Origin of the sequence: Streptomyces sp. NL15-2K, assembly GCF_030551255.1 — a bacterium.
Taxonomy (GTDB): domain Bacteria; phylum Actinomycetota; class Actinomycetes; order Streptomycetales; family Streptomycetaceae; genus Streptomyces.
In genome coordinates this window covers 8,891,732-8,908,577 of record NZ_CP130630.1, presented here as the reverse complement: position 1 = coordinate 8,908,577, position 16,846 = coordinate 8,891,732, and the positions used below count along the sequence as shown (strand labels likewise).

General features: G+C 69.6%; 15 protein-coding genes. 7 read left to right on the top strand and 8 right to left on the bottom strand.

What is annotated here, in order from left to right; all coding sequences use genetic code 11:
• Positions 1-3: 3 nt before the first annotated feature.
• Both Q4V64_RS39910 and Q4V64_RS39905 read right to left on the bottom strand, forming a co-directional pair.
• Complete coding sequence (locus Q4V64_RS39910) at positions 4-1,491, bottom strand: alpha/beta hydrolase (protein WP_124438545.1); 1,488 nt, start codon at positions 1,489-1,491, stop codon at positions 4-6.
• 172 nt (positions 1,492-1,663) lie between these two features.
• Positions 1,664-1,939, bottom strand: a complete 276-nt coding sequence (locus Q4V64_RS39905) for a hypothetical protein (RefSeq protein ID WP_124438546.1) — start codon at positions 1,937-1,939, stop codon at positions 1,664-1,666.
• Positions 1,940-2,128: 189 nt separating this feature from the next.
• On the opposite strand from Q4V64_RS39905, the gene Q4V64_RS39900 reads away from it, so the two are divergent.
• Together Q4V64_RS39900 and Q4V64_RS39895 are read left to right on the top strand one after the other, a co-directional pair.
• The gene (locus Q4V64_RS39900) at positions 2,129-3,310 is read left to right on the top strand and encodes a histidine kinase (protein ID WP_124438547.1); all 1,182 of its coding nucleotides are present in this window, start codon (positions 2,129-2,131) and stop codon (positions 3,308-3,310) included.
• Positions 3,311-3,988, top strand: a complete 678-nt coding sequence (locus Q4V64_RS39895) for a response regulator transcription factor (RefSeq protein ID WP_124438548.1) — start codon at positions 3,311-3,313, stop codon at positions 3,986-3,988.
• 169 nt (positions 3,989-4,157) lie between these two features.
• Here the strand turns inward: Q4V64_RS39895 and Q4V64_RS39890 are convergent, their stop codons facing one another.
• The 3 genes from Q4V64_RS39890 to hemE form a co-directional block, all read right to left on the bottom strand.
• A complete protein-coding gene (locus tag Q4V64_RS39890) occupies positions 4,158-4,859 on the bottom strand; it encodes a hypothetical protein (RefSeq protein WP_303714014.1) in 702 nt (233 codons plus the stop codon).
• A 137-nt stretch (positions 4,860-4,996) separates the two neighbouring features.
• On the bottom strand, positions 4,997-5,578 hold the full coding sequence (locus tag Q4V64_RS39885; protein ID WP_124438550.1) for a hypothetical protein: 582 nt from the start codon (positions 5,576-5,578) through the stop codon (positions 4,997-4,999).
• A 61-nt stretch (positions 5,579-5,639) separates the two neighbouring features.
• Positions 5,640-6,707, bottom strand: a complete 1,068-nt coding sequence (gene hemE / locus Q4V64_RS39880; RefSeq protein ID WP_124438551.1) for a uroporphyrinogen decarboxylase — start codon at positions 6,705-6,707, stop codon at positions 5,640-5,642.
• 116 nt (positions 6,708-6,823) lie between these two features.
• Between hemE and Q4V64_RS39875 the strand changes: the two genes are divergently transcribed.
• The 3 genes from Q4V64_RS39875 (at position 6,824) to Q4V64_RS39865 (ending at position 9,971) form a co-directional block, all read left to right on the top strand.
• Complete coding sequence (locus tag Q4V64_RS39875; RefSeq protein ID WP_124438552.1) at positions 6,824-7,501, top strand: DUF3000 domain-containing protein; 678 nt, start codon at positions 6,824-6,826, stop codon at positions 7,499-7,501.
• Positions 7,502-7,834: 333 nt separating this feature from the next.
• On the top strand, positions 7,835-8,497 hold the full coding sequence (locus tag Q4V64_RS39870) for a response regulator transcription factor (RefSeq protein WP_030041211.1): 663 nt from the start codon (positions 7,835-7,837) through the stop codon (positions 8,495-8,497).
• A gap of 169 nt (positions 8,498-8,666) precedes the next feature.
• Positions 8,667-9,971, top strand: a complete 1,305-nt coding sequence (locus Q4V64_RS39865; RefSeq protein WP_124438553.1) for a ribonuclease D — start codon at positions 8,667-8,669, stop codon at positions 9,969-9,971.
• Positions 9,972-10,088: 117 nt separating this feature from the next.
• Here the strand turns inward: Q4V64_RS39865 and Q4V64_RS39860 are convergent, their stop codons facing one another.
• Genes Q4V64_RS39860 through Q4V64_RS39850 form a run of 3 tightly spaced genes read right to left on the bottom strand, consistent with a single transcriptional unit; the run spans position 10,089 to position 13,182 of the window.
• Positions 10,089-10,919: a carbohydrate ABC transporter permease gene (locus Q4V64_RS39860; protein ID WP_124438554.1), complete on the bottom strand. Its 831-nt coding sequence runs from the start codon at positions 10,917-10,919 to the stop codon at positions 10,089-10,091.
• The gene (locus tag Q4V64_RS39855; protein WP_124438555.1) at positions 10,916-11,869 is read right to left on the bottom strand and encodes a sugar ABC transporter permease; all 954 of its coding nucleotides are present in this window, start codon (positions 11,867-11,869) and stop codon (positions 10,916-10,918) included. The genes Q4V64_RS39860 and Q4V64_RS39855 overlap by 4 nt, the downstream gene beginning before the upstream one ends.
• Positions 11,869-13,182, bottom strand: a complete 1,314-nt coding sequence (locus tag Q4V64_RS39850; protein WP_124438556.1) for an ABC transporter substrate-binding protein — start codon at positions 13,180-13,182, stop codon at positions 11,869-11,871. The genes Q4V64_RS39855 and Q4V64_RS39850 overlap by 1 nt, the downstream gene beginning before the upstream one ends.
• 160 nt (positions 13,183-13,342) lie before the next feature.
• Here Q4V64_RS39850 and Q4V64_RS39845 point away from each other — a divergent pair, with 160 nt between their 5' ends.
• Both Q4V64_RS39845 and Q4V64_RS39840 read left to right on the top strand, forming a co-directional pair.
• Positions 13,343-15,748 (top strand): glycoside hydrolase family 2 protein, encoded by a 2,406-nt coding sequence (locus Q4V64_RS39845; RefSeq protein ID WP_124438557.1) that lies wholly within the window; start codon positions 13,343-13,345, stop codon positions 15,746-15,748.
• Positions 15,745-16,782: a LacI family DNA-binding transcriptional regulator gene (locus Q4V64_RS39840; protein ID WP_124438558.1), complete on the top strand. Its 1,038-nt coding sequence runs from the start codon at positions 15,745-15,747 to the stop codon at positions 16,780-16,782. Before Q4V64_RS39845 ends, Q4V64_RS39840 begins: the two co-directional genes overlap by 4 nt.
• Positions 16,783-16,846 lie beyond the last annotated feature (64 nt).

Sequence of the window (16,846 nt, the reverse complement as noted above, 5' to 3'; positions counted from 1 at the left end):
CCGTTACTTGCTGGGCTCCGCCACGCAGGCGAGGTCCTGCGCCGGGCGCTGCCCGGTGGTCAGGAACGCTGTCACCGCGTCGTTCGCGCACGTGTTGGGGCCGAACGGATAGACACCGTGTCCGCCCTGATCGGCCGTCACCATCGTGGCCCGCTTCCCGAACGCCCGCCGCAGCTCCCGGGCGCCGGCCAGGGGTGTCCCCGGGTCGCGCTCGTTCTGCACCATGAGCACGCTCGACGGACCCCGGTCGCCGATGCGCACTGGCGGCTCGACCCGCTCGTCCGGCCAGAACGCGCACGGTCCGATGCCTGCCGCGGACCCGCCCAGCATCGGGTACCTCTGCCGGTCGGCCACGACATTGCGCTGATACTCCCGGACCGTCTCCGGCCAGCGCGAATCTCCACAGATCACATAAAAACGGGCAGCCATGAAGTTCTCCATGTTCTCCAACACCGGCGGGGTGTTGGGCGGCAGCGGCCGGTCCTTGTCGAGTGCCTGCCACATCTCGGCCACCAGGGGCATATCCGCATCGCTGTAGAGGCGGTCGAAGGTGCTCCCGCGGAACAACGTCCCGTCGATGCCCCGGACCGGCTTCGCCTCCAACCGCTTCGCGAGCTCGAAGAATTTCGCGGTCACCTGCTTCGGTGTGGTGCCCAGACCGTACTTGGGGCGCGCGGCCGCGAACGCCGCGAAGTCCGGGAACCGGTCCTCCATTCCACGGGCGAGCGACCGCATGGCCGTGACGTCGTAGCCGCCGGGGCCCAGGTTGCTGTCGAGCACGATCCGGTCGCTGCGCCCCGGGAACAGCGTCGTGTACACCGCACCGAGGTAGCTGCCGTAGGACCCACCGAGGTACGAGAGCTTCGGCTCGCCCAGTGCCGTCCGGATCCGGTCCATGTCGCGCGCGGTGTTCGCGGTGGTGGTGTGCGGCAGCATCCACGCCGTCCGCGAGGTGGCGCACTGCTCGGCGATGGCCCGCGCGTTCTGCGCCTCCCGCGTGACATCGGCCGCGGTGTGCGCGTACGGCGGGACGTTGCCGCGTTTCTGCTGTGCCGGCGTCAGGTCGCAGGTCACCGGCGTGCTACGGCCGGCGCCGCGCGGGTCGAAGCCGATCACGTCGTAGGAGTCCAGCACTTCCTGCGGCAGCTTCGAGGCGGCGAGAACGGCCGGGTAGCCGAGTCCTGTGATGCCGGGGCCGCCTGGATTGGTCAGCAGCACGCCGCGGCGCTGCGACGGTTTCTTGCTCGCCAGCCGGGAGATCGCGATCTCGATCTGCCGGCCGTCGGGATCGCGGTAGTCCAGCGGAACTTTGAGTGTCGAGCACTCGAGACGGGGTGAGGCGGCCTTACCGGGTGAGTCGGCCTTATCCGAGCACGGGTCCCACCGCACGATGTCCGGCGTCGCCGCCGACACTCCCGGAATCACGGTCAGCGTCGCCGCGGTCGCCGCCACCATGGCGGCGAGGGCGAGGGACAAGGTCTTTTGGTGCATCTGGTGTCCTCCCAAGGGCCCGACGCCGGCCGTTCATGCGGACCAGCACGTCGATCTGGGCGGGGTGGTAGAGGTCGAGGGCGGCCAGGCCGAGCGCGTACACGGTGAAGTCCCCTCCTCGGGACGCGTCGGCGCACATGCCGTAGGTGCGGGTCTGTCGTTCCGGATGCCGTCAGGTCGTTCCTCGGCCGCGGATTCTCCCGGGATTTCCGGCCTGCTCGGCGTCCGGTTTCTGGCGGGTGTGTGCCCAGCCACCGGACACCATTGCGACGAGCGCGATGACTCCGAGCAGGATCATCCGGCCGGTGAGGCCGCCGGGGACCCCGTTGAAGATGCCCCACAGCAGCTCGGCGTCCCGGTCGAGCAAACCGCGGATCACCGCTTGGGCGGACAGGGCTGTGATCACCATCCCGACCGCCTCCAGGGCCACACAGGCCCCCTTGCGCATCGCGTTTCTCCGTCTGGTATCCGGTTGTCTCGGCACGTGAACGAGTCTGTCCGTGCGGCGCGGCAGGCACATCAGCCCGGCGGCTCGAGCCGTCTTCGACCAAGGACGAGGCGGTGATGCGACTCTGGTAGAGGGCGCATCAGCCCCGGGTCTGACGCACCGGCCGCACGGTGTCGCGATAATGACCAGGTGATCACGGACGTCGCGCCACGGCTCGGTTGGTGGCAGCAGACATGGCGGCTGGTGGCGGCCGCGGCAGTGGGCATACCCCTCTGGCTCTCCGTCGGTGTGCTGCAGCGGGGGCAGGAGGGCGAAACGGGCTCGTGGTTCGTCATCGGTGATCCGCTGGTGGCTCTCGGCTGCCTGACGGCGCTTGTGTGGCGGCGGCGGTTCCCGCTCGCCGTCGCCATGACGGTCGTGATCGCCTCGACCGCGTCGGCACTCGCCTCCGGCGCCGCGCTTCTGGCGCTGGTCTCGCTCTCCACGCGTCGCCGTCCGGTGGAGATCGGGGTCGTCGCTATGGCCCTTGTGACCGCGTCACAGTTCGCCGGCGGGTTCTACCCGGTCCAGAGCTCGCCCGGCTTGTTGTGGTACCAGCTCGCGTTCCCGGCACTGATCGCGGGCATCGCGGTGGCCGTGGGCATGGCCATCGGCGCGCGCCGTGTCGAAGTGCGGTCCTTGCGGGACCGGGCGGAGAGCGCGGAACGGGAACAGACCGCACGAGCGGCGCAGGCACGGGCCCTGGAACGGAACCGGATCGCCCGCGAGATGCATGACGTGCTCGCGCACCGGATCTCCCTGGTCGCCATGCAGGCCGGCGTGCTGGACCACCGCAGCGGCCTCAGCGTTGAGGAAAACCGCGTGCTGATCCGCGGTATCGCCGACGGCTCCCACCAAGCCCTGGAAGAACTACGGGACGTCCTCGGCGTGCTCCGGGCCGACCCGGGTCGCCCGGAACCACCACAGCCCTCCCTCGAGCGAATCCCCGACCTGGTGGCCGACGCGCGCGCATCCGGACTGGACGTCACGCTCGCCACCACCGTGACGGGAACACCGTCCGACGTCGTCGGACGAACCTGCTACCGGATCGTCCAGGAAGGACTGACCAACGCCGCCAAACACGCCTCAGGCGCACACGTACACATCACCCTCGAAGGAACGGCCGGCGACAAACTCGACGTCAGCGTCCGCAACTCCCCAGCCACCAGGGCAACCGCACCACCACCGACATCAGGATTCGGCCTGCTCGGCCTCACCGAACGCATCACACTCGCCGGCGGAAAACTCGACCACCACCCCACACCCGACAACGGATACGTCCTCACCGCGCAACTACCCTGGCCGAACCTCACCCACGAAAAGAGAGTATGAGTGGATACCGAGCGGGAGCCGGTGCGTGTCGTCATCGTCGACGACGACCAACTGGTGCGGATGGCGCTGCGGCTCGTCATCGAGGGCGAACCGGACCTGACCGTCGTCGCGGAGGCGGCCGACGGGGACGCCGCGATCACCGTGGTGGACGAGCAGCGGCCGGACGTCGTCCTCATGGACGTGCGGATGCCCGGCCGTGACGGTCTCAGCGCGACCCGGGAACTCCTCACCCGACCGGCGCCGCCGCGGGTGCTCATGCTCACCACATTCGACTCGGACGATCTCGTGCTCGGCTCACTGCGCGCCGGAGCACACGGGTTCGTCCTCAAGGACACCCAACCGCCGCGGATTCTCGACGCGGTGCGGACCGTCGCGGACGGCAACCCCGTGCTGTCACCAGCGGCCACGGCACGGGTGATCGCCGCAGCCACCGGCCCGCAGTCCTCTCACGCTCGCAACTCATCCCGCGAAGCCGCACGGAAACAGCTGTCCACACTGACCGAACGAGAACGCGAAACCGCTCGGGCCATCGCGGACGGACTGGGCAACCCGGAGATCGCCAAGCGGCTGCACATCAGCGTCGCGACCGTCAAAGCGCACGTAGGCAGCCTGTTCGCCAAGCTGGCGCTCGAGAACCGGGTGCAGATCGCACTACTGGTCCGCGACGCAGAGGAATGACCAGCCTTGCGCAGAGGGCGCCCACGCGGTGCTGACCGGAGTGAAGTCCCTGGCCGCGATCGCGAAGTGGGTCGCCGACACCCCGCCCCACATCCTGGCCCGGCTCGGTGGCGACGCGCTGGAACGCCGCCGTCTGCCGGGCCGCGTGGAACCGGTTTCGCCCGGCGCTCTACGCCGGGACAAGGACGGTAAGCCATTCCGCTTCACGTGGCCGGTACCCGTAACGATCCATCAGACCCGACACGATCGCCGGGACGTGGCCGGCTCCGTAGACGATGGCCACCCGGATCGCCTCGTCGGCGCGCTCCGCGTGGATCTGGCCGAGGGCGTCGAGCAGCCGTTCGTCGCGCCGACCGGTCAGCGCATGCGCCACGGGATCGTCGGCCATCATCTCCGCCCGCGGCGTCGACGGCAGATCGTCGAGCACCAGGTCCTCATCGAGGAAAGCGCGCGGACCGCGCAGCGCGAACACCAGACCCATCACGGGAGCCGCGACCATGAGAAGCAGGTACGTCCACCGCGGCAGTGTCTTCAGGTCCTCGATCGCCTCCGCCGCGGTCACATCCGGGGTGACTACCGGTACGGACTCGGGAAGCACCAGCTCATTGCGCTGCTCCTGCAGGCCGTTGCGCCGACGCCGTGGGGCGAACCGGTAAGCAAGCGTGAGGGCACTCACCCTGACCGAATTCCCTCGGATTCCCTCCATGACTATGAGGTCGCATTCCCTGAGCCTGATGCGGACCTGGGAGTAGAACGTCGGCGAAGCCACATGCAGCATCGGGAAGATCACGAATTCAAGTGGCTTCCCCGTCCGCCTCATGGTGATCACGGCAGATCGGACGGCATACCCGGTCACCTCGATGATCTGCATGATTCCCCCGTGAACCTCGCCCGGTTTCACTTCCACGCGTAGCAGGACACGAGCCTGCCCAGGGCCGCGGTTCCCTCCGGCACGAGCCGAGGAGATCGCCTTCGACGAATAGCCACCCGCCCACGTTCGTCGGGGGTCTACGGCTCCAGCGCCTTGGTGTCCCACACCAGCCGGAAGCTGGGGCACGCCTCGGTGCCGCCGTCCCAGTCGGCGGCGGCCACGACGGTGTCCAGGTCGCCGTCGGAGGAGTAGTCGGTGGGGATCACGTACGCCCGCTGCCCCCGGAAGGTACCGGCGTCGGCCTCCCGCCCGTTGACGGTGATCCGCCACCGGATCGCACGGTCCGTGCAGCCCGCCGGGACGTACGCGGTCAGCTGGCCCGACACGTCGTCGACGCGGCGGAGGTGGGGCAGGGAGAACGACCGCCGGACGCTCAGGGTGCTTTCGAGGCTGTCGCGCGCCCGCCAGGTGAAGGTGTAGCGCTCGTTGTCGGTGAGACCGGCGCCCACGTGACGGGAGCTGAACTCGGTGTCCGGGGCAGGGCCTGCTGTGTGGACGAGTCTGACGTTCGCCGTGGCCAGGACCTGGAAGATCGCTCCGCCGAACGCCACCAAGGCGACCAGCACCAAGCACAGGAGAACGACGCATCCCCAGGCCGGCAAAAGCTCCGACTCCCCCGGCTTCGTCGGCTCCTTGTCGGCCCTGTCGTCCTCATCCATGTCACAAGCTTTGCCCTACGCGTCGGGAGCCCTCCCGCACCGCCGCCAGAGCTCGGGCACGTCAGCGAGCGGTCCGCGTGTGGACGTACTCCACGAGGCGGGTCAGGGCGTCCGGGTCGGTGGCCGGCATGACGCCGTGGCCGAGGTTGAAGACATGGCCCTCGAGGCCCGCCGCCGCGTCCAGAACCTCCCGCGTCTTCACCTCGACCGCCTCCCGGGTGGAGAACAGCACGGTCGGGTCGAGGTTGCCCTGGAGCGCCTTGCCGGGGCCGACGCGGCGGGCGGCCTCGTCCAGCGGGACGCGCCAGTCGACGCCGACGACGTCCGCGCCGGCCTCGCCCATCGGCTTCAGCAGCTCGCCGGTGCCGACGCCGAAGTGGATGCGCGGGACGCCGTACCCAGCGACCGCCTGGAAGACCTTCGACGAGGCGGGCATCACCGAGCGCCGGTAGTCGGCCGGGGCGAGCGCGCCGGCCCACGAGTCGAACAGCTGGACGGCGCTCGCGCCGGCCTCGATCTGGACCTTCAGGAAGGCGCCCGTGATCTCCGCGAGGCGGTCGAGCAGGTCGGCCCACAGCTCGGGGTCGCCGTACATCATCGCCTTGGCGTTCTCGTACGTGCGGGACGGGCCGCCCTCGACGAGGTAGCTCGCGAGGGTGAACGGCGCGCCCGCGAAACCGATGAGCGGGACGGGGCCGAGCTCGCGGGTCAGCAGGCCGATGGCCTCGGTGACGTAGGAGACGTCCTCGGGGGTCAGGTCGCGCAGCTGGGCCAGGTCGGCGCGGGTGCGGATCGGGTGCTCGACGACCGGGCCGATGCCCGGCTTGATGTCGAGGTCGATGCCGATGGCCTTGAGCGGGACGACGATGTCGCTGTAGTAGATCGCCGCGTCCACGCCGTGCCGGCGCACCGGCTGGAGGGTGATCTCGCAGACCAGCTCGGGCCGGGTGCAGGACTCGAGCATCGGGATGCCCTCGCGCACCTTGCGGTACTCCGGCAGCGAGCGCCCGGCCTGCCGCATGAACCACACGGGTGTGTGCGGCACGGGTTCGCGCCTGCACGCCTTCAGGAAGGCGGACTCGTACGTCGCTGTCGGCTGCTGGCCCGTGGGGCTTGCGTTGGCACTCACGACGGAAAGTCTCGCACGGGCGTGGGGGAACGACGGCACGGGTGTCCGCTCGCGGCGTACCGCTAGGCGGGTGTCCCTCCCTGCGCCGGGGCCCCGTTCCGCTTAATCTTCCCCGCATGGCTGCGGCTCAGGGACGACTGTCGGACGGCGCTGGCGGAATGGACGAAGCGAAGGACACCGAGGAGGGCGCGGAGCACGTGAGCAGTACGGCTCCCCCGGCCTTCCGGGCGGCCGTCGACGCGCTGAGAGCCGCGCGGCCGCGGCCTCAGGTCGAGGTGGAGCCGACCCGGCCGCCGCAGCGACTCGCCCCCTTCTCGTACGCCCTGGAGGCCGCGGTCGTCGACGGCGACGACGACCTGGCCGACGGCCGGCTGGTGCTGCTGCACGACCCGGCCGGGCACGACGCCTGGCGGGGCACCTTCCGGCTGGTGACGCTGGTGCGCGCGGAGCTGGAGCCGGAGATGGCGGCCGACCCGCTGCTGCCCGACGTGTGTTGGGCGTGGCTCACCGGTGCGCTCACCGCGCGCGGCCTGGCGTTCGGCGAGCCGAGCGGCACGGTCACGCGCGCGAGCTCCCACTACTTCGGCGGCCTGTCCGAACGCCCGTCCGCCTCGCAGATCGAGATCCGCGCCTCCTGGACGCCCTGGGAGGGCCTGGGCGAGGTCCCGGACACGGCGGCGCACCTGGCCTCCTGGTGCGATCTGCTCGCCCAGGTCGCGGGCCTGCCGCCGGCCGGGCCGGGGGACGCGTCGGTGGTGACGCTGCCGCAGCGCCGGGGGCCGCAGTCGCGCTGACCGCTTCGGCACGGTTGCTGAGCGTGTCGTTCCCTTCGCCGATCCCCTTTGCCGATCCCCTTCGCCGATCCCCTTCGCCGATCCCCTTGTCGATCCTTTGTCGATCCCTTTGTCGATACGGCCACTTTCAGCCGCATATCGAAGCAGATCGAAACCGTTCGATCTTCGAATGATCGATCGCGTGTCCGAATTGCACGAATTGTTACTCACCAGATCGTGATCATTCCCTAAAGACGGACGCCTCTGGTGCCGAAGACGTCTGTGACCTTGAAAGCACCATTCGTCCCGGCTTCTTCCCCAAAAGCCGACCCCGTCCCCCACCCAGGAGGCCTGGTGTCCGTTCTCCTCGAGCAGCCCGCAAGCCTGGTCGCCTACCGCCCGAACAAGCCGACCGCCATGGTGGTCGTGGCCGACCCCCGCGTCCGTTCCACCGTCACCCGCCACTTGTGGGCGCTCGGTGTACGCGACGTCATCGAGGCCTCGTCCGTCGCGGAGGCTCGTCCCCGCATCGGCAACCCCCGCGACATCTGTGTCGCCGACGTCCACCTACCCGACGGCTCCGGCCTGACCCTCCTGTCGGAGACCCGCGCCGCGGGCTGGCCCAACGGGCTCGCCCTGTCCGCCGCCGACGACATCGGCGCGGTACGCAATGCCCTCGCCGGCGGAGTCAAGGGCTACGTCGTCACAGGCACCCGTACGAACATCGGGCTCCCCACCCGACCGGGTGCCGCTCCCATCGGAGCCGCCGCCGCCCGTATGCACCGCCGCCCCCCGGGTGCCCCGAGTCACCCGGGTGGCTACCGTGAGCTGTCCGGCCGCGAGGTCGAGGTGCTGCGACTGGTCGCGGAGGGCCAGTCGAACAAGGCGATCGGCGTCTCGATGGGCCTGTCCGCCCTGACCGTCAAGAGCCACCTCGCCCGCATCGCCCGCAAGCTCGGCACCGGTGACCGCGCCGGCATGGTCGCGGTGGCCCTGCGCACCGGGATCATCCACTGACGCCCGCCATTCACACACGTGAACCGGATCGGCCGCTGATCCTCCTCCACGTGACCCATCCCGCCGTGAACCGGATCTTTCACCGAAGTGACTGGTTTGCGACCCTCTGGCGCCCGTCGACGGAACGTTCCGTCGGCGGGCGCTGTCCATACACAGATACCCTTGACATGTGACCGACGCCCAAGAGACCGCAGCAGACAGCTCACTGCGAACCACCGGAGGCGCCCCTCCGGACGACGGCGGATCTTCTGTTACGGGGGCGCCTGATTCTGAGCCCGGCCCTGAGCCCACCCCTTTGCTGGAGCCGCGCGAGGGCATTCCGCCCGTGATCGCCGACGAGGAAGCGCTCACCGAGGTGATCGCCGCCTTCGCGGCCGGCTCCGGGCCCGTCGCCGTCGACGCCGAGCGTGCGTCCGGCTACCGCTACGGCCAGCGCGCCTATCTGCTGCAGCTGCGTCGCGAGGGCGCCGGGACCGCGCTGATCGACCCCGTGGCCTGCCCCGATCTGTCGGGGCTCGGTGAGGCGCTGTCCGGTGTGGAGTGGGTGCTGCACGCCGCCACCCAGGACCTTCCCTGCCTGCGCGAGATAGGCATGCTGCCCACACGCCTGTTCGACACCGAGCTCGCCGGCCGGCTCGCCGGGTTCCCCCGCGTGGGCCTCGGCGCGATGGTCGAGGGCGTCCTCGGCTTCGTCCTGGAGAAGGGGCATTCGGCCGTCGACTGGTCGACCCGGCCGCTGCCCGAGCCCTGGCTGCGGTATGCCGCGCTGGACGTGGAGCTCCTCGTCGACCTGCGGGACGCCCTGGAGAAGGAGCTGGACCGGCAGGGCAAGCTGGAATGGGCGCAGCAGGAGTTCGACGCCATCGCCTCGGCTCCGCCGCCGGAGCCTCGTAAGGATCCGTGGCGGCGTACGTCGGGGATGCACAAGGTGCGCAGGCGGCGGCAGCTCGCTGTCGTGCGCGAGCTGTGGCAGACCCGGGACCGGATCGCTCAGCGGCGGGACGTGTCGCCGGGCAAGGTGCTGTCGGACGCGGCCATCGTGGAGGCCGCGCTCTCTCTTCCGGCCAACGTGAACGCGCTGGCCGCGTTGAACGGGTTCGGGCATCGGATGGGGCGGCGGCAGCTGGAGCAGTGGCAGGCCGCCGTCGATCGGGCGAAGGCGTTGACCGACGCGCAGTTGCCGCAGCCGGGGCAGGCCGTGACCGGGCCGCCGCCGCCGAGGGCTTGGGCCGACAAGGATCCTGCGGCTGCGGCGCGGTTGTCGGCTGCGCGGGCGGGGGTGTCCGCGTTGGCCGAGCGGCTCAATATGCCGCAGGAGAATCTGATCGCGCCGGATACCGTACGGCGGGTTTGCTGGGAGCCGCCGAATGCTGTCGATGCGGAGTCGGTGGGGGCGGCGCTTGAGGGGTATGGGGCTCGGCCTTGGCAGGTGGGGCTAGTGACTTCGGTGCTTGTCGCTGCGCTGTCCGCGTAGCCGTCGCCCAGCCGCCGTAGGGGGTCTTGTCGTACGGCGGCTGCGGGGCGTCTTGGGTTGCTCGCGCCCACGCGGCGGAGCCGCGAATCGATACAGCCCCGCGCCCCTACAAGCACCTCACCTGGTCGCACCTCGCATGAAACCGTTGTAGATGAACCTCTGCAGGCTCAGGAACACGATCAGCGTAGGCAGGATCACCAGGACCGCTCCCGCCGAGATGATCTCCCAGTGCGCGCCGTACGGACCCCGGAAGCGGAACAGGGACGTCGAGATCACGCCAAGATCCTCTGAGGGCATGTAGAGGAACGGGATGTAGAAGTCGTTGTAGACGGTGATCCCCTTCACGATGACGACCGTCGCGATCGCCGGTTTGAGGAGCGGGAAGATGATCTTCCGGTAGATCGTGAAGGCGTTGGCGCCGTCCAGGCGGGCGGACTCGTCCAGGGAGATCGGGATGGACCGGACGAACTGCAGGAAGATGTAGATCGAGACGATGTCCGTGCCCATGTAGAGGGCGATCGGCGCCCAGAGTGAGTCGAACATGCCGAAGCTGTTGACGATCTGGAAGGTCGCCACCTGGGTGGTGACGCCGGGGACGAGTGCGGCGACCAGGAAGAGCGCGACCACCGTCTTCTTGAAGCGGAAGGTGAAGCGGTCGATGGCGTAGGCGGTCATCGAGCCGATGAGGACCGTGCCGCCGATGGCGACCAGCAGGATGAGGGCCGTGTTGCCGAACGCCGAGAGCATCCGGCCGTCCTGGAACGCCGTCACGTAGTTGTGGAAGTTGAGCAGGTCGTCGGGGAGCGACAGCGCGCCGCTGCCGTTCGCCAGCTCCTTCGAGGACTTGAGGGAGGTCAGGAAGACCACGCCGAGCGGGAGCAGGACGACCAGCGTCGCGGCGATCAGCGACAGGTACACGAGCGTTCGGGCCACCGCGCGGCGCGTCATGTGAGGTCCACCTTGTCGTCGGGGACGAGGCGTCGCTGCACCCAGGTCACCACCAGGATGATCAGCAGCAGCACGACCGCGGCCGCCGAGGCGAGCCCCGTCTTGTTGAACCGGAAGGCCAGGTTCAGCGTCTGGATCACGAAGGTCTCGGTGCCGGTCGCCCCGCCGGTCATGATGTACGGGACCTCGAAGACCGACAGCGAGCCGGAGATGGAGAGGATCACCGTCAGGGTGAGGACCGGCTTGATGCCGGGCGCGATGATGTAGCGGAACTGGTGCCAGCGGTTCGCGCCGTCCAGTTCGGCCGCCTCGTACAGCTCCCCCGGGATGGACTGGATCGCGCCCAGGAAGAGCACGAAGTTCAGGCCCATGTAGCGCCAGATCGAGACGCCGGCGAGGGACGTGTTGGCGGAGACCGGGGTGCCGAGCCAGGCGTGGTCGGTGTGGTAGCCGAACAGGCTCAGTACCGAGTCGAGGGTGCCGCCGTCCTGGAAGAAGTAGAGGAAGACGAAGCCGATGGCGACCCCGTTGATCAGGTACGGGAAGAAGAGCACGCCCTTGAAGAAGTTCCGGAAGCGGACGTTGAAGCTCAGGATCGTCGCGAAGTAGAGCGCGGCGACGATCTGGACGGCGGAGGCGGCGAGGTAGTAGCCGCTGACGAAGAAGACCCGGAAGAGGTCTTCCCTGGTGAAGATCTCCGTGTAGTTCTCGGCGCCCGTGTAGCGCAGTTCGGGGCTGACGCCGTCCCAGTCGGTGAAGCTGTACGCGATCATGTTGGCGATCGGCGCGTACGTGAAGGTGATCAGCAGGGCGAGCGGAGCGATCAGGAAGAGCCAGGGGGTGACTCCGCGCCAGACGCGCGCCCTGCGGGGCGCGGGGGCCGGGGCGGGGGCGGCGAGTGCCGCCCCCGCGGCGGCCTTCACAGCCGCCTTCTCGGTGGTGTCCGTCATCAGGACCCCAGGGTCGCTTGCGTCTCGGTCCAGCGCTTGCTGAGGTCGGCGAAGAAGTCGTCCAGGTCGCCCTTCTTCGCGCCGCGCGCGAGGTCGACGAGGTTCTGGCGGTACTCGGGGGCGTAGATGCCGATCTCCGACTGGTTGTCGATCTGCTTGACCCGGGCTCCCTGGGCGTCGTCGATCTCGAGGAGCTTCACGCCCTTGTCCTCGTACGGCTTCAGCACCTCGGGCAGGGGTGCGCCCTTGAGCGGCGAGATGGCCAGGTTGTCCTTGTCGTAGCCGGACTTCTCGGTGAACCAGTCGATCCAGGCGCGGGCCGCCGGCTTGTTCTTGGAGTGGACGTTGACGGCCTGGTTGTAGTCGGGCCCGACGACCGCGCAGAACTTTCCGTCCTTCTGGGCCGGGAACGGCATGAAGCCGATGTCGCCGGGGTTGACGCCGGCCTTCCGGGCGGCGTCCTGGAACTGGATGATCGCCCAGGTGCCGAGCCACTGCGTGGCCAGCTCACCCTTCGCCAGCCGGGGCTTGGACTCCTCCCAGTTGGTGGTGGTGGGGTCCTTCTCGATCAGCTTCTCGTGCACGATGTCGTGGAGGAGCTGGTCGCCGACGCGCAGGTCCGCGCCCTCGGCCCACGGGTCGCCCTCGGCGAGCTTGGCGGTGGCCTGGGTGTCGCAGCTCACCGAGCCGTTGACGGACGTCCACTGGGACAGGGGCCACTGGGCGGCGAAGTTGGTGTAGTACGGGACCGCGTCGGTCTTGGACTTGATCGCCTTGAGCGCGGTGATGAACTCGGCCGGGGTCGTGGGCCACTGGGTGACCCCGGCCTCCTCCCAGACCTTCTTGTTGTAGAGGAATCCGGGGATCACGCCGATCGGGCTCTGGCCGTAGACCTTGCCGTCGACCGTTGTGTAGTCGGTGAACAGGTACTTCTTACTCCGCTCCGCCTCGGTGCCCAGCGAGGCGAAGAATCTCGGGTAGTCGTCCTTCTTGATGACCGCGGGGATCAGCAGCACATCGCCGTAGTTCTCCGTGTTCATTCGGATCTTGACTTCGGTCTCGTAGTTCGTGAGGGCCTCGAACTCGACCTTGACCTTCGGATACGTCTTGTTGAACTCGGCGGCGTACTTCTTCATCGTGCCGTCGGCGACGAGGTCGGTTCGCTGGGTGAGGACCTTGATGGTTCCGCTGACCTTCGACGGATCGTCAGCTGCCTTGGCGTCGGCGCCCTTCGAGGTGCCTCCGGTGCCGGTGCACGCCGAGAGCATCAGGGCTCCGGTGGCCAGGGCGAGGACTGTGCGGCGGCGGTTCATGTGCGTCAGCTCCGTTCGTGGGACGGACGAGCACTTGCGGGTTGGCCGGGTTGGCTGGTTCCGAACTCTGACAACGTTTTCTAAACCGGTAAAGTCCCTATCTCGCCAACGATGCCGAAATATTTCCGGGTACTGGGCTTGATCGGTTTAGGGAGTGCGCATGCTTCAGGCCACACCGCTCACCGAGGGATGGATCCTGCGGCACGAGGAGGCTGAGCTTCCGGCTGTCGTGCCGGGCTGCGTGCACACCGATCTGCTGGCGGCCGGAGTGATCCCGGATCCGTTTCTCGGCCTGGGCGAGACCGAGGTCGCGTGGGTGGGGCGGCGGGAGTGGACGTACGAGACGGAGCTCGCGGCGACGGACGGGCACGAGCAGACCGACCTCGTCTTCGACGGTCTCGACACCGCGGCCGAGATCCTGCTCGACGGACAGGTCCTCGGCCGGACGAGGAACATGCACCGCTCGTACCGCTTCGACGTGACCGGGCTCAGCGGGCGGCTCGCGGTGCGGTTCGTCTCCGCCTACGCCGAGGCCGAGGCCGTACGGGGGCGGGTGGGCGAGCGGCCCGCCGCGTACGCCGAGCCCTACCAGTACATCCGCAAGATGGCCTGCTCCTTCGGCTGGGACTGGGGGCCGACGCTGGTGACGGCCGGGATCTGGCGGCCGGTGCGGCTGGAGCGGTGGTCGACGGCGCGGATCGCGCGCGTACGGCCGCTGGTGACCGTCGAAGGCGGCCTGGGGCGGGTCGAGTTGGCCGTCGAGGTCGAGCGGACCAGGGTCGAGGCGCCGCTCGCGGTGGAGGCGACGGTCGGTGGGGTGCGGGCCCGGGCGGAGATCGACGGGGCGGCCGGGACCGTACGCCTCGAGGTGCCGGACGCGCGGCTGTGGTGGCCGCGCGGGTACGGTGAACAGCCGCTGTACGAGGTCGAATTGATGCTTCTGCACGGCGACCGGGCGTTGGACGCGTGGCGGCGCCGGATCGGCTTCCGGACCGTCGAACTGGACCGGCGGCCCGACGCGCACGGCACCGGGTTCACCTTCGTCGTCAACGGTGAGCGGCTCTTCGCGCGGGGCGTGAACTGGATCCCGGACGACGTGTTCCCGTCCCGGATCACCCGGGACCGGTACCGCGAGCGGCTGCGGCAGGCGGCGGACGCCGGTGTGGACCTGGTGCGGATCTGGGGCGGCGGGATCTACGAGAGCGAGGACTTCTACGACGCCTGCGACGAACTCGGGCTGCTGGTGTGGCAGGACTTCCCCTTCGCCTGCGCGGCCTACCCCGAGGAGCAGCCGCTGCGGGGCGAGGTGGAGGCGGAGGCGCGCGAGAACGTCGTACGGCTGATGCCGCATCCCTCGCTGGTGCTGTGGAACGGCAACAACGAGAACCTGTGGGGGTTCCGGGACTGGGGATGGGAGCCGCGTCTCGCCGGGGACTCCTGGGGCGAGGGGTACTACCTGGGCGTACTGCCGCGGGTGGTGGCCGAGTTGGATCCGACACGGCCGTATACGGCGGGTAGCCCGTGGTCGGGGTCCTGGGACCGGCATCCGAACGATCCGGCGCACGGCACGCACCACTCGTGGGAGGTGTGGAACCGGGAGGACTACGCCGACTACCGGCTCGAAGTGCCGCGTTTCGTCGCCGAGTTCGGCTGGCAGGCACCACCCGCGTATGCCACGCTGCGGCGCGCGCTGCCCGGGGAGGAGCTCGCTCCCGACTCCACCGGGATGTTGCACCACCAGAAGGCGGACGACGGCAACGGCAAGCTGCGGCGCGGGCTGGAGAGGCATTTCGCCTTCCCCGAGGGGGACTTCGACCGCTGGCACTACCTCACCCAGGTCAACCAGGCCCGCGCGGTCGCCGCAGGGATCGAGCACTGGCGGTCGCACTGGCCGGTGTGCGCGGGCACGGTGGTCTGGCAGCTCAACGACTGCTGGCCGGTGACCTCCTGGGCGGCGATCGACGGGGACGGGCGGGAGAAGCCGCTCTACCACGAGCTGCGGCGGCTGTACGCGGACCGGCTGCTCACGCTTCAAGTGCGGGAGCACCGACTGGTGTTGACGGCCGTCAACCAAACGGCGGAACCGTGGACCGGCACGCTGACGTTGCGGCGGATGTCCGTGGAGGGCGGGGTGATCGATCAGTCGAGGGTGAAGCTGGTCGCCGAGGGGCGGGCGGTGGCCCATGTCGACGTCCCCCGGGAGCTGGAGCCCGTCGGGCCGAAGGAGTTCCTGGTCGCGGACACATGGGGGTCCCCCCGCTCGAGCGAAGTCGAGAGTGGGGGAGGGCTGCGCGCCCTGCACTTCCCGGCGCCCGACCGCGAGATCCCGTATCCCCGGCCGGAGTTCGAGGTCGCGCTCGTGCCGGGCGGGATCGAGGTGACGGCCCACACCCTCGTACGGGATCTGCTGGTGCAGGCCGACCGGCTGGATCCGGCGGCGCGGGCCGACCGGGGGCTGGTCACGCTGCTGCCCGGCGAACGGGTCACCATCGGCGTGCGCGGCTGGCAGACTCCGGATGCCGAGACGGCACGATCAGCCCTGTACTGCATGGAGCCCCACCGATGACAGGACTCTCAGGTCCTCGCGTCACCATCAAGGACGTCGCCGCGCGCGCCGGCGTGTCCAAGGGGGCCGTGTCCCTCGCCTTCAACCACAAGCCGGGGCTGTCGGAGGCGACCCGGGACCGGATCTTCCGGGCCGCGCAGGAGCTGGGCTGGGCGCCGAGCCTGACCGCCCGGACGCTGGCCGGCTCGCGGGTGGACGTGGTGGGGCTGGCGATCTGCCGGCCCGCCCGGCTGCTCGGGCTCGAACCGTTCTACATGGAGTTCATCTCGGGCGTGGAGAGCGTCCTGACCGAGCGGTCCTGCTCGCTGCTGCTGCGGCTCGTACGGAATATGGAGGAAGAGGTCGGGCTCCAGGAGTCCTGGTGGCGGGGGCGGCAGATCGGCGGGTCGATCCTCGTCGACTTCCGCGCGGACGACCCCCGGGTGGCGGCGGTCGAGCGGCTCGGGATGCCCGTGGTGGCCGTCGGGCATCCGTCGCTGACCGGCGGTCTCACCTCCGTGTGGACCGAGGACGCCACCGCGGTGACGGAGGCGGTGCGCTACCTCGCCGCGCTCGGGCACCGGCGGATCGCCCGGGTCGGGGGCGCTGCGGCCCTCGGGCACACCGCCGCGCGGACCGCCGCCTTCGACGGGGCCGCCCGCGCGCTGGAGCTGGCCGGGGCCTGGCAGGTGGCCACCGACTACTCCGGGGAGGCGGGTGCGCGGGCGACGCGGTCGCTGCTCACGGCCGGGCCGCCGGACCGGCCGACGGCGATCGTCTACGACAACGACATCATGGCCGTGGCCGGACTGTCGGTGGCCGCCGAGATGGGCCTGAGCGTGCCGGACGACGTCTCCCTGCTGGCCTGGGACGACTCCCAGCTGTGCCGGCTCACGCACCCGACGCTCTCCGCGATGAGCCATGACGTGCACGGATTCGGCGCCGACGCGGCCCGGACGCTGTTCGGGGTGATCACCGGAGAGGGTCCGGGGTCGCATCCGGTGCCGACTCCCGTACTGACTCCGCGGGGCTCGACGGCTCCTCCGAAGGGGTGACCTCAAGTGTGACCTTCACCGCTCCGGCCGAGGGGACTGTGCAGCTACGTTACCCACAAGTAGC